Raw genomic sequence first — 12,796 nt, forward strand, 5'->3', positions numbered from 1 at the left:
GAAAAGCCCGCCATTTCTGTGACGGGCTTTTTCCAAATGTATTTGTGAATATCTTAGAACCCGTAATTTATGCCTACTCCAAACACTTCCCGTATTTGGAAAGCTGCTACGGCATTATCGTCATAAATTGCCTGAAACAGCAGGTTTGCAGATAGATATTTATTGATACCCATCTCCAGATCCATCAAATAGTCTATATCAATATTCCCCGGTTTATCGAGGTAGTTTTTGTAGAAATTAATGGAATTGCTCATCACGACATCTTCCAACAGCTCAAAATTAGCGAGTATATTCAGGGAGGAACCAAATTCAAATCTCATAGATTCACCTTTATCCACTCCAAAATACTGGCCGTCCCTATAGTCGGGACCCGATGTAAAACGATCATCTACAAAAATAAAACGTGAAGTTGCAGGTGCGAGATTGATTACAAAATTTTCGTTCTTTTTGTACATCATACCGGGACCTGCCTGCAGGTATGCCGGGGACAGAAAATGCGTGGTTTCTGTTCTTGTGGTTTCCCCTTCAGCATTTTCACTAAATTTATAACCCTTGTCGAACTGCGTTCTAAAATTAAGGAAGAACGAATAATAGAAACCGGATTCTTTGATTTCCAGCCCCGCAATAGAATTTACATCCAGCCTGTCACTGGTTTTCCTCGGAAATTTATCTGTTCGCACTTTTGTAAGTCCGTAATTTCCAAGGATAGTGTTTCTCCAGGTGAAACGATCCTTCCGGTAATTAATATGATAATTTGCTGTGAGATTTCCGGCGATACTGGAAGTTCCCCCACCAGTCCATTCAGCATTAAAAGCAGACTGGTTAAAAAGTAGCTGAACATTTCCCTCTGTATCCCAACCGTTTGGTGGAACAGAGTCCTTTTGCATTTCTTGTTGTGCCTGTACTATTAATGTAGATATTAGACTTAGAGCTACAATTAAAAATCTCACCATTCTTATTTCTTTGGTTTCCTGTAAAGAGGCACAGAAGAACAAGCCTCTCCATACAGAAGGCTTTTTACAACCGGTTGCAATTTTTCTATAAGCAGTAAATAGGCATTCTTAGGTACTGGTTTATGGGAACATCCCTTGACAATAACTGGTTTATCTACTAATTCTGAAACATCCATTTTCTGAATAATTTCAGTATATAAAACGGTTTCCAGGTCCTCGAGATTTCCGGAAACTGTTTTTTTTGCGTACGGCTGAAGATAAGTAGCCAGCAACATGTAAGCCCACGCCGGAATTATCGCGTCTGTTGTACAGGTAAGCGCCACATAAGAATCTTTATACTGCCTCCAGTCGTGTTGAGCTGCCTTTTCCCTAAATACACCTTCCCGAAGGACAAGTCCCTCCAGCAGCCAGTCCTTGATATCAAAAAGCACCCGTTCTCCTGAAGGATAATAGTCTTCAAGATCAAAGGTGACCAACTTACTGTTGGCTACTCTGTTTACTATTTCTGTAGACATATCTTAAATTTTAAACTTGCTGAAAAACTTTTAATTACAAAAGTCCCAGTTCGAGTTTAGCTTCTTCACTCATTAAATCCTGAGTCCATGGTGGATCGAAAGTGATTTCCACTTCGGCATCCTTCACCATATCCAATGATTTTACCCTTTCTTCCACTTCCTGAGGTAAACTTTCGGCCACAGGACAGTTAGGGGTGGTAAGCGTCATGAGGATTTTCACCTCATAATCTGTACTCACCATAACATCGTATATCAACCCAAGTTCATATATATCCACAGGGATTTCCGGATCATAAATAGTTTTAAGAACCTTTACGATTTTTTCCCCTAATGCATCAGTATCTATTTCCTGTTCCATCTTAATTTAATTGCGTTTGGTATGCCACAGCATACATTTTTAACTGTTTGATCATACTCACCAATCCGTTTGCGCGAGTGGGTGAAAGATGCTCCTTTAATCCGATTTCATCAATAAACTGCGTATCGGCCTTGATTATATCTGCAGGATGTTGATTAGAAAATGCCCGTATTAAAATTGCAACGATCCCCTTAGTAATAATGGCATCACTATCTGCCGTAAACCTAAGTTTGTCACCTTCCAGTTCTGCATGCACCCATACTTTACTCTGGCAGCCTTTAATCAGGTTTTCTTCAATCTTATATTTTTCGTCGATAAGCGGAAGCGATTTTCCAAGCTCTATCATGTATTCATAACGCTGCATCCAGTCGTCAAACATCGCAAATTCATCAACAATCTCTTCCTGTATTTCCTTTATATTTTTACTCACTTGTCTCTGTTTTGTCAAGGCTTAAAAGCTCCTGATTATCTTTTGATAAAAATATTAAATTTTTATCGCTACTCCTTACATTCCTGATATCCAACAGTATCTCATTAAAAAGATCTTCATATTCCATCTGTCCTTCACAGTACATCTTTGTCCCTAGTGGCGGATTAAATATAATAGATGAACCCTCACTTTTGTAGGTCGCCACAAAATTATTACAGCCTGTTTTTCCTGAAAGTCGTTGGTTCTCTCCGTCGAAATTAAGGATAAAACCTTCGGAAGAAATATCCTCCCCATCCATTTCCACCAAATTGTAAGCGGCATCAATGGACTTTAAATCTGCAGGATCTTCTGAAAATTTCTCTTCTGAATTTTCGCAGGAAATAATTAAAAATATACTGAGTAGGGTTATCATTCTTTTCATTACTCCTTACTTAAGAAAGCATTGCTTTAGCCTTTTCTACAGCTTCTATGAAACGATCTATTTCGGCTTTTGTATTATAAAACGAAAAGGAAGCCCTTACCGTACCAGGAATTCCATAGAAATCCATAATTGGCTGTGCACAATGGTGACCGGTACGTACTGCAATTCCTAATTTGTCTACAATTGTTCCTATATCATAAGGATGTAAACCTTCTATATTAAATGAAACCACCGCAGTTTTCTCTTTGGAAATTCCATAGATTTTCATCCCATCGATCTTAAGCAATTTTTCAGTTGCGTATTCGAGCAGATCCTGTTCGTAGGCAGCAATTGCATCAAAACCTATAGCATCAAGATAGTCAATGGCCGCTCCAAAAGCGATCCCACCGCAGATATTTGGTGTTCCGGCTTCAAATTTATGTGGTAAATCTGCGTACGTTGTCTTCTCGAAAGTAACTGTAGCAATCATTTCACCACCTCCCTGATAAGGAGGTAGTTTCTTTAGCCATTCTTCCTTTCCATAAAGAACTCCAACTCCTGTTGGTCCACACATTTTATGCGCAGAAACTACGTAAAAATCGACATCCAGAGCCTGAACATCTGCTTTAATATGTGGTGCTGCCTGTGCTCCATCAATTAAAACCGCTGCTCCTGCCGCATGTGCTTTATCAATAATTTTTTTAATAGGATTTACCGTCCCTAATGCATTAGATACATGGTTTAAAAAGACAATTTTCGTCCTTTCTGACAGCAATTCTTCAAAAGCGGAATAAATTAATTCTCCGTCTTCATTCATCGGGATCACCTTCAGTTTTGCACCGGTTTTTTCGCAAATCATTTGCCATGGCACAATATTCGAGTGGTGCTCCAAAGCTGAAACCAAAATTTCATCTCCTTCTTTAAGAATAGCTCCAAAGCCACTTGCCACCAGATTTATCCCGTGAGTTGCGCCCGAAGTGAAAATTATTTCATGAGACTTTTCCGCATTAAAATGCTTCTGAATCTTCTGTCTGGCCGCTTCATACTTATCTGTAGCTTCCTGTGAAAGTGTATGCACTCCACGATGTATGTTTGCATTATAGTTGGAATAGTAGTCAACTATAGCATCTATAACCTGTTGCGGCGTTTGGGAAGTAGCCGCATTATCGAAATAGATCAAAGGATAATTATTTACCTCTCTCTGAAGAATAGGAAAGTCTTTCCTGATCTTTTCTACATCGAAAATATTTTTTTCAGTAGCAATACTCATTCTATCATTTTTAAATTTCAGGATCTGCTTCAGACTACTGCAAAAAACAATAGTTCTTAAAGATTAAAACCTAATTCCACTCCTAATTTCAGAGCAATAAGTTTATTGATCCTTTTCTTGATTTCAGGGATTTTAACACTTTCCAATACGTTATTGGCAAAAGCATACATTAATAATCCGCGTGCTTCTTTCTTCGGAATTCCCCTGGAACGTAAATAGAACAAAGCATCTTCGTCCAGTTGCCCAATTGTACATCCGTGGCTACATTTTACATCATCTGCAAAAATCTCCAGTTGAGGCTTGGAATTAATTGTAGCCTTGTCATCGATTAAAATATTATTGTTAGACTGGTACGCATTTGTTTTCTGCGCCTCTTTTTCCACAACAACTTTTCCGTTAAAAACACCAACAGATTTTTCGGAAAAAATGCCTTTGTAATCCTGGTGACTTTCGCAATTAGGCTCGATATGGTGTACCAGGGTATTATGATCTACATGCTGCTTACCTTCTATAATCGTCACCCCTTTCATTGTAGAGTCGATGTTTTCCCCTCTCTGATAGAAATTGAGATTGTTACGGGTTAGCTTCCCTCCAAAAGAAAAGGTGTGGACAGACACATGACTCTCAGACTTCTGTTCAATAAAGGTATTATCAATTAAAGAAGCTGAAGATTTATCGTTTTGAATCTTGTAGTAATCTACTATTGCTCTTTTGTCTGCAAATATTTCAGTAACTGAATTCGTCAGTACCGGATGATCTGTAAGGCTCTGGTGACGCTCGATTATCTGAACATGGGAATTCTCATCTACCACAACTAAATTACGTGGTTGCACCAGTAATGCAGACTCATTTCCTGTGGAAAAGTTTATAATCTGAATTGGCTTATCAGCCAGTTTGTTCTTATGAATATGAATGTATGCTCCTTCTTTGGCAAATGCGGTATTAAGCGAATTTAAGCCGGATTTTGGAGTGATTTTGTTGAAGTAATTATCAATCACCGGTTTATACTTCGGATTATTTAAGGCCGAAGACATCAAACACACATCAATTTTATCGTGTGTGGTTTGAGAAAGATGTGATGAAAATATCCCGTCAATAAACACAAGATCGTAAGTATCTATATCATGGATAATATACTTTTTAATATCCTTATAATCTATAGCTTCTTCCTTCTTAGGAAATACGCTATAATCATGCTTCAAGACAGAGTTAAGGGAAGTATATTTCCAATCTTCCTGCTTCCTGTTTGGAAAACCCAGCGTCTCGAAATCCCGAATTGCCTGGCTTCTTATTTGGTGAACATCACTATCGCTTCCAAAATCTTCTTCAAAAGCCATAAATGATGATACTAATTTATCTTTTAATTCCATTTCTTAAGTTTAAAGTATTCAGTTTAAAGCTCTAAGCCTTCGCTTTCAAACTTTAAACTCTTCAATTTTCAAAATTGAAAAATTTTCAAAATTTCAAATTGTTTATACGGCTTTTTCAGGCGTAACCCAGTCGTAACCTTTTTCTTCCAGTTCAAAAGCCAGTTCTTTACCACCGGTCTTCACAATTCTGCCATCTACAAGAACATGTACCACATCTGGCACGATATAGTTCAATAGACGCTGATAGTGGGTAATTACCAGAACAGCGTTATTCTCATTCCTAAGTTTGTTCACGCCATCTGCAACTATTTTCAAGGCATCGATATCCAAACCGGAATCTGTTTCATCCAGGATCGATAACTTTGGATTCAGCATAGCCATCTGAAAAATTTCATTACGCTTTTTCTCCCCTCCTGAAAAACCTTCATTCAAAGACCTTGACAAAAATTTCCTGTCAATTGCCAGCATTTCTGATTTCTCGCGGATAAGTTTCAGCATTTCATTTCCCGGCATGTCTTCCAGTCCCTGCGCCTTTCTATGAGCGTTTATGGATGTCCGCATAAAGTTGGTCACTGATACTCCGGGAATCTCTGTAGGATATTGGAATGATAGAAAAATACCTTTATGGGCTCTTTCTTCAGGATCAAGTTCAGAAAGATCTTTTCCTTCAAAAAGAATCTCTCCTTCTGTCACCTCAAATTCTTCTTTCCCTGCAATAACAGAAGATAAAGTACTTTTTCCCGAACCGTTTGGTCCCATAATAGCATGAACCTCACCGGGATTAATTTCAAGATTAATTCCTTTTAAAATTTCTTTATCGTCTATACTCGCGTGTAAATTCTTTATTTTAAGCATAATTTTCTGATATACATCCCGGATAACCCGGAATTGATTTAAACTATTCTTGTTCTATTTATTAATTTCTGAAGCTTCTTTCTCTTCAAGTATTTCTAATATCTCCCGAATTTCCACAACTTCCTTCCAGCCTTCCTGCCGCCTGCTGGGTTCAATTTTTCCTTTAATTTTCACCTTCACCATATCAAAATCTTCCTTTTGATAAGGCTTTACCTCATCAGCCAGCACTTGTGCCATGGAATCGATTCTAACTCCGTAAACAAAATCCCGTCCCCGAAAGACCCCGGCATCTGCAACATAAATAAACTCACCGGTAAGGGTGGGAATACTATCTACTACTTCTTCGGGTTCAGCTTCGGTAATAATTTCCCGTTCATCTTCATCCTGACAGCTAATCATCATTAACAGTACGGCAAAGAGACTCAGCAACTTCTTCATAATCCTTCTTTTCCTAAATGCTGTTTATTATCCTACTGATCCTTCCAGGGAGATTTCCAGTAATTTCTGGGCTTCTACAGCGAATTCCATAGGAAGTTTATTCAACACCTCCTTACTGAAACCATTTACTATTAAAGCAATCGCTTTTTCTGTATCTATACCTCTTTGGTTACAATAAAATATCTGGTCTTCCCCAATTTTACTGGTGGTAGCTTCATGCTCTACCTGCCCAGATTTGTTTTTCACCTCGATATAAGGGAAAGTATGCGCTCCACATTCGTTCCCCATCAACAGAGAATCACACTGTGAGAAATTACGGGCATTATCTGCGCGAGCATTTATCTGAACCAACCCCCTGTAGGAATTCTGGGAATGTCCTGCAGAAATACCTTTTGAAATAATTGTACTTTTTGTATTCTTACCTAAATGAATCATCTTCGTTCCGGTATCGGCCTGCTGATAATTATTTGTTACTGCAATTGAATAGAATTCCCCTACAGAATTATCACCTTTAAGGATACAGGAAGGATACTTCCAGGTAACTGCAGACCCTGTCTCTACCTGTGTCCAGGAGATCTTAGCGTTTTTCTCGCACAAGCCACGTTTGGTTACGAAATTATAAACACCACCCTTTCCCTCTTTATTCCCCGGGAACCAGTTTTGTACCGTACTGTATTTAATTTCAGCATCATCAAGCGCGATTAGCTCTACAACGGCAGCATGCAGTTGGTTTTCATCCCTCGTTGGGGCTGTACAGCCTTCCAGATAGCTTACATAACTACCCGGTTCGGCAATTACAAGCGTACGCTCAAATTGTCCGGTTCCTGCCTGGTTTATCCTGAAATAAGTGGAAAGCTCCATTGGACAACGTACTCCTTTCGGGATGTAACAGAAAGAACCATCACTAAAAACAGCAGAATTAAGTGCTGCGTAATAATTGTCTCTCTGCGGCACTACACTTCCTATGTATTTCTTCACCAAATCTGAGTGCTCTCTGATCGCTTCAGAAATTGAGCAGAAAATTATACCTTTTTCAGCAAGTGTTTTCTTAAAAGTAGTGGTTACAGAAACAGAATCCATTACGATGTCTACCGCGACACCCGCAAGCTTCTTTTGCTCATCTACAGAAATACCCAGTTTCTTAAAGGTGTCCAGTAATTCCGGATCCACCTCATCCAGGCTGTCATATTTCGGCTTTTTATTGGGAGCTGAATAATAAGATATATTCTGGAAGTTGGGTTTTTCATAATGCACGTTAGCCCACTCCGGCTCCTCCATTTTCTCCCACTCGCGATAAGCGTCAAGTCTCCATTGTGTCATCCATTCCGGTTCTTCTTTCTTTTTCGAAATTGCCCGAACAATATCCTCGTTTAAACCAACAGGAAAAGTATCAGATTCTATATCAGTATAAAACCCATACTCATACTCTTTGGTTTCGAGTTCTTTTTTTAAGTCATCTTCAGTATATGCCATAATTTTCTAATTCAGTAAAAGAGTTAAAGAGAAAACGAGCTAAACATTTTAACCTGCGACTTTCCCATTCCTCTTAATGATAATTTTATATAGTTAGAAAGCTGTTTTGAAATGGATATAATTTCATTTTTCAGAACAACATGCTCTTCATCAGCCAAAACTTCTGTTTCTTTCATCACATTCAAAATGTTCCTAACTTCGCCTGCTGAGCCTTTGGAAAAATATAGAAATCGAATAAACTCTTTATCCATTTCCCGCTCAAAGCCTTCAGCAATATTATTTGAAATCGAAAGAGTTGCTCTTTTAAGCTGATCTTTTAAAGCAAACTCAGTTTTCAATTCTTCCTTCTTTTGAAGTTCAAAGATTTTCACAGTAAATGAGATCGCTTTTTTATAAACTTCTAAATCTTCAAAAGACTTGTAAGCACTCATTTACTCTTACCTCTTTAACCTCTTTTCCTTCTATAATGAAAAACTCTCTCCACAACCACAGGTACGCTGGGCATTGGGATTGTTAAAGACAAAGCCTTTTCCATTAAGCCCACCGGAATATTCTAAAATTGTGCCGGCGAGGTATAAAACACTGCGCTTATCTACTACTATTTTTACGTTGTTATCTTCAAAAAGCTTATCTTCTTCGGCCTTAGCTTTGTCAAATTTTAATTCATAAGACAAACCTGAGCAGCCACCACTCTTCACACCAACGCGCACAAAGTCCTGGACACTGTCATAACCCTCTTCGGTCATCAAAGCGGCGATCTTCTTTTTAGCGCCCTCGCTTACTTTTATCATAGCTTAAACAGATTAATTCTAAATTGGGTACAAATATACTACAAAACAAGCGGTTTACCATAGTATGAGCATATGTTTTAAGAATAGGTTAATAGGATGATTCAATCAGCGCTAACTCTGATAAGAAAGGACTATTTAATTGTACTACAGAGAGTTAATTCATTTAATTTATGCTTTTTATAATTAGAAATTTTTTCCCGGGACATTAAATTAAAAGCTGAATTCCTTAATCCCAGAAACTCTGCGGAAGAAGCTTCAGTTGAAATAATATTCACTTATTTTGCAATTTAAATTTGAGTCTTATGTTTGGAAATAGTGAGGAAACAAGAACAAAGCTTTCGGAATTAGGAGAGTTTGGCCTAATAAAGCATCTTACAAAAAGTTTCGTACCGAAATTGACATCTACAAAAAAAGCAATTGGCGATGACGCCGCGGTGCTTGATTTTGAGGACCAGCAATGCATTGTAACTACAGACCTTTTAGTGGAAGGAGTGCACTTTGACCTGGCTTATATGCCATTGAAGCATTTAGGTTATAAAGCCGTTATGGTAAACGCATCAGACGTTTATGCCATGAACGGCAAGGCTACTCAAATTACAGTTTCTATTGCAGTTTCCAATCGTTTTCCTGTAGAAGCCCTGGAGGAATTATACTCCGGAATAGAACTGGCAGCAAATATTTATAATATCGACGTTATTGGTGGAGATACCACATCTTCCACATCGGGACTGGTAATTAGCATCACCGCCCTGGGAACCGCTAAAAGCGAAGATATTGTTTATCGAAGTGGAGCTCAACCCAACGATTTACTTGTTGTATCAGGGGATCTGGGAGCTGCTTATATGGGCCTGCAGGTACTGGAACGGGAAAAACAGGTTTATAAAGCAAATCCAAATTCACAGCCCGATCTTGACCAATATTCTTATTTAATTGAGAGACAATTAAAACCTGAAGCAAGAAAAGATATTCCGCCGTTGCTGAAAGAACTTGGCGTGAAACCCACTTCTATGATTGATATCAGCGATGGGTTATCTTCTGAAGTAATCCATCTCTGTAAAAATTCTAAAACCGGTGTAAACCTCTTTGAAGAGAAAATCCCACTCGATCCGGCGGTAATAGCCGTGTGCGAAGAATTTAATATTGATAGCACCACTATAGCTTTAAGCGGCGGGGAAGATTATGAGTTGCTTTTTACCATTTCTCAGGATGATTTTGATAAAATTAAAGCCAATCCAAATTTGACAATTATCGGCCATATGACCGAGGAGAATGAGGGCATGCACCTAATTACTCGCGCAAACACTAAGATTCCTTTGATCGCCCGGGGCTGGAATTCCATGGAACAAGAAGAGGAAGAAGATTAATCTTTACCGAATCATTCTTTCCCTTGGAAGCGTGTCAGTATAATACTCCGCTTCCCCTTCAAAATAGGATTTCCCGTAATGGTGCAATGCGCCGGTAAGCAGAGCATGAAAATCAGTGAAAAATATTCGATTATACAAATTAACGATTTTACTTTTCTCTGAAAGCCAGTTCATGGGTTTAATGAAAAAAGAATTGATCCCTGAGAGTTCTTCATACTGATAGGTGTGCAGCACTTCATGAGGCAAGGCAGCAACACCTCTGTAATCATCTAAAAGGGTGATTGTATTTACGCGCACCTGCCCATAAATGTCGATGTTTCTATCTATTTCTGAAGATCTGAAAACAAAGGTACCGGTTTTTAAGCTGTAATTTACATCCAGCCTGGAGTCTACGGCAGCTGTAGCAGTAGCAATAAGGCTATAAGGCATTATCCTGTAACTGAATTTAAAATTATTCTTTGTATCTATTTCCAACCGGTTGAAACCGATATTAAGATGCCATCTTGCCCAGAAATCCCTGTTTGCCGCGGCATTTTCTATAATAGAACTACCGGCTGAATTGACAATTTTCGACGGCCATACATAACCGAAGTCTCCCGTTTCAGCAAATTCCCTTACTAACCTTTTACTTTCAAAAACCAGGTATCCTCCCAAGGCACCCTGACCCAAACCTTTGAGAAAAGTCCTGCCGAATTTATCTTCGGGGCTTTTATTGATTAACGCCCCTACACCACCAATCACACTTCCAACACCTATATTTAATAAACCTGCCTGCAAATCGTTTTCCTGCGCCCGGCAGTTGCCAGGTAAACAAAAAACGAAAATAAACAAAGCAGGTAAAAATGGTGTGAGTATTTTTCCCAATGCTGGAAATTTTTAATGGAATCACAAGAATACCATTATTTTCTGAATCTTCTAAATAATACTATCTTGTCACGGTTTCCTTTATCCCTATGAAAAAGAAAATTACCTGTTTCTATATTTGCCTCGCAAGCTTTATTTTAAGCTCCTGCAGCGGGGATAATTTATACGATTTTCAGGATCTTTCCCGGCACGACGATTATATCATTGAAGTAGAGGTAAATCTTAAAGATCCAGAAGCCGATTTTTCTTTCAGGACGGTAACTTTTGAAACAAATGGATATAATAAGCTCCTTAGGGAAGGTTGGGCATTTAATAGCTCGACTACCGGCCCGGCATCTCCTAATACTTATTTTCATCGAGTAGCAGTAAAAGCTTATAAAACAACGGGAATTGAATTCTTTCCAGGAGAGAATATAAAAGAGGTAACTATTCAGATTTATGATCTTGTGAATTATTATCCCATCGTCAAATATACCTCATCATCACCGGAAGCTGTCTCTGTTTTTTACAATTTTGAAACCGGCGAGGAAACCATTAATTCCTTATAACTGTATAGGTTCTTTTCCGGCCGGAAATTAGATAATAAATTATAAAAAGAAGCTTAAGAAGCTTCAGCAAATAAATTTTTGCGATTCCTTCTCTTTTGATGAATCTTCGCCAGATAATTGTTGGTCTCTTTGAATTTAGGGGTAAGCCTGGCTAGAAATCCATTAGCCGTATCAGTCATTTCCATTCCACATTTAGCACATTGATATTCATGAATATGCTCAGTAACATTCTTGGACACCTTAAGCTGATGTCCAAATATGCTGCAAAAAACCTTTGAAAATGAAAATAGTTTAGGGTTGCTATTCTTCATAAAGATTTGATTTTGTTTCTTTCTAATTCTAAAATTAAACAAAAAAGTTAAATAATTCGGTAAAAAGTTAAAATTACTCGATTAAATGCAAAATTTTTCTTAATGCCCGTTTATCTTCAACAAAAGATAAATGCCCTCCTTCCAACAAAAAAAGATTTGCATTCCCTTCAATAGCCACCTTTTTCAACTCAACCAAATTAAGAATGGGATCATTTTTTCCTGCAATTATATTTTTTTCAATTTCCAATGAAGAAAAGAGGTTAACATTATCTGAACGAATTTTCATACCTTTTGTAGCTGCGGTTATACCTTTAACGCTCATTCTCAAAGCTTCAAAAATTAAATCCTGAACCTCTGATTGGTATTTCTTTGAGTTCTCTGGCAGCATAAGATTAGAAATTGCCATTTTTACGAATGCACTTTTATTTTTATTTACCAACCGCACCGCGCGGTCGCGGTTAATCTTCCTCTCCTCGCTATCGCCTTCAGGAGTAGAATTAATCAGTGTTAAACTTTTTAACAGGGTAGGAAAAATTTTTGACAATTCCAAACTAACGTAACCTCCCATTGAATGACCCGCAATTGCTGCCTTTTCTATCCCTAAATGCCTAAGAACTTCTTTTACCGCCTTTGCCATTTCTTCCATGCTGTGAATTTCATTAAAGCATCCCGATCCTCCATGGCCGGGAAGGTCAATACATACAACCTGCCTCTTCGCCGCAAGGGACGGGACAAAATCTTCCCAGATCTTCGAAGACTCCATAAAGCCGTGTAAAAGAATTAGAGGATTTCCTGTTCCTTCAGAAGAAAAATATATTTCAGTATCTCTGTAAGTTATCTTCATAATTAAAGTGAA

The 12,796-nt window shown here is 38.3% G+C and carries 17 protein-coding genes; 2 read left to right on the forward strand and 15 right to left on the reverse strand.

The genetic code is table 11. The annotated features are described in order from the left end of the window. Positions 1–53 precede the first annotated feature (53 nt). From RM549_RS15330 to RM549_RS15385, 12 genes are all read right to left on the reverse strand, one after another. On the reverse strand, positions 54–953 hold the full coding sequence (locus RM549_RS15330) for a DUF3078 domain-containing protein (protein WP_311686393.1): 900 nt from the start codon (positions 951–953) through the stop codon (positions 54–56). A 2-nt stretch (positions 954–955) separates the two neighbouring features. Continuing rightward, positions 956–1,468, reverse strand: coding sequence for a DUF2480 family protein (locus tag RM549_RS15335; protein WP_311686394.1), 513 nt, complete (start codon positions 1,466–1,468; stop codon positions 956–958). A gap of 34 nt (positions 1,469–1,502) precedes the next feature. After that, entirely contained in the window at positions 1,503–1,826 is a 324-nt protein-coding gene (locus tag RM549_RS15340; protein ID WP_311686396.1) for an iron-sulfur cluster assembly protein, read from the reverse strand. 1 nt (position 1,827) lies between these two features. Further along, on the reverse strand, positions 1,828–2,256 hold the full coding sequence (locus RM549_RS15345; RefSeq protein ID WP_349254677.1) for a SufE family protein: 429 nt from the start codon (positions 2,254–2,256) through the stop codon (positions 1,828–1,830). Next, positions 2,249–2,677, reverse strand: coding sequence for an META domain-containing protein (locus RM549_RS15350; RefSeq protein WP_311686398.1), 429 nt, complete (start codon positions 2,675–2,677; stop codon positions 2,249–2,251). Before RM549_RS15350 ends, RM549_RS15345 begins: the two co-directional genes overlap by 8 nt. Before the next feature lie 10 nt (positions 2,678–2,687). Beyond that, positions 2,688–3,926, reverse strand: a complete 1,239-nt coding sequence (locus RM549_RS15355) for an aminotransferase class V-fold PLP-dependent enzyme (RefSeq protein WP_311686400.1) — start codon at positions 3,924–3,926, stop codon at positions 2,688–2,690. Positions 3,927–3,982: 56 nt separating this feature from the next. Next, positions 3,983–5,296: a Fe-S cluster assembly protein SufD gene (gene sufD, locus RM549_RS15360; RefSeq protein WP_311686402.1), complete on the reverse strand. Its 1,314-nt coding sequence runs from the start codon at positions 5,294–5,296 to the stop codon at positions 3,983–3,985. Between the two features lie 102 nt (positions 5,297–5,398). After that, positions 5,399–6,151, reverse strand: coding sequence for a Fe-S cluster assembly ATPase SufC (gene sufC, locus RM549_RS15365; RefSeq protein ID WP_311686404.1), 753 nt, complete (start codon positions 6,149–6,151; stop codon positions 5,399–5,401). Positions 6,152–6,205: 54 nt separating this feature from the next. After that, on the reverse strand, positions 6,206–6,589 hold the full coding sequence (locus RM549_RS15370) for a hypothetical protein (RefSeq protein WP_311686406.1): 384 nt from the start codon (positions 6,587–6,589) through the stop codon (positions 6,206–6,208). Positions 6,590–6,616: 27 nt separating this feature from the next. Further along, positions 6,617–8,062 (reverse strand): Fe-S cluster assembly protein SufB, encoded by a 1,446-nt coding sequence (sufB, locus tag RM549_RS15375; protein WP_311686407.1) that lies wholly within the window; start codon positions 8,060–8,062, stop codon positions 6,617–6,619. Positions 8,063–8,085: 23 nt separating this feature from the next. After that, the gene (locus RM549_RS15380; protein WP_432264719.1) at positions 8,086–8,433 is read right to left on the reverse strand and encodes a four helix bundle protein; all 348 of its coding nucleotides are present in this window, start codon (positions 8,431–8,433) and stop codon (positions 8,086–8,088) included. Positions 8,434–8,523: 90 nt separating this feature from the next. Then, complete coding sequence (locus tag RM549_RS15385; RefSeq protein ID WP_311686410.1) at positions 8,524–8,853, reverse strand: HesB/IscA family protein; 330 nt, start codon at positions 8,851–8,853, stop codon at positions 8,524–8,526. A gap of 302 nt (positions 8,854–9,155) precedes the next feature. On the opposite strand from RM549_RS15385, the gene thiL reads away from it, so the two are divergent. Continuing rightward, positions 9,156–10,217 carry a thiamine-phosphate kinase gene (gene thiL, locus RM549_RS15390; RefSeq protein WP_311686412.1) on the forward strand — a complete coding sequence of 354 codons (1,062 nt, stop codon included), beginning with the start codon at positions 9,156–9,158 and terminating at the stop codon, positions 10,215–10,217. A 3-nt stretch (positions 10,218–10,220) separates the two neighbouring features. Here the strand turns inward: thiL and RM549_RS15395 are convergent, their stop codons facing one another. Further along, a complete protein-coding gene (locus RM549_RS15395) occupies positions 10,221–11,081 on the reverse strand; it encodes a hypothetical protein (protein ID WP_311686414.1) in 861 nt (286 codons plus the stop codon). A gap of 89 nt (positions 11,082–11,170) precedes the next feature. Here RM549_RS15395 and RM549_RS15400 point away from each other — a divergent pair, with 89 nt between their 5' ends. Then, positions 11,171–11,629 (forward strand): hypothetical protein, encoded by a 459-nt coding sequence (locus RM549_RS15400; RefSeq protein WP_311686415.1) that lies wholly within the window; start codon positions 11,171–11,173, stop codon positions 11,627–11,629. A gap of 53 nt (positions 11,630–11,682) precedes the next feature. Here the strand turns inward: RM549_RS15400 and RM549_RS15405 are convergent, their stop codons facing one another. Next, on the reverse strand, positions 11,683–11,940 hold the full coding sequence (locus RM549_RS15405; protein ID WP_311686416.1) for a DUF1660 family phage protein: 258 nt from the start codon (positions 11,938–11,940) through the stop codon (positions 11,683–11,685). Between the two features lie 73 nt (positions 11,941–12,013). Beyond that, complete coding sequence (locus tag RM549_RS15410) at positions 12,014–12,778, reverse strand: alpha/beta fold hydrolase (protein WP_311686449.1); 765 nt, start codon at positions 12,776–12,778, stop codon at positions 12,014–12,016. Positions 12,779–12,796 lie beyond the last annotated feature (18 nt).

Origin of the sequence: Autumnicola patrickiae, assembly GCF_031846525.1 — a bacterium.
Classification (GTDB): Bacteria; Bacteroidota; Bacteroidia; order Flavobacteriales; family Flavobacteriaceae; genus Autumnicola; species Autumnicola patrickiae.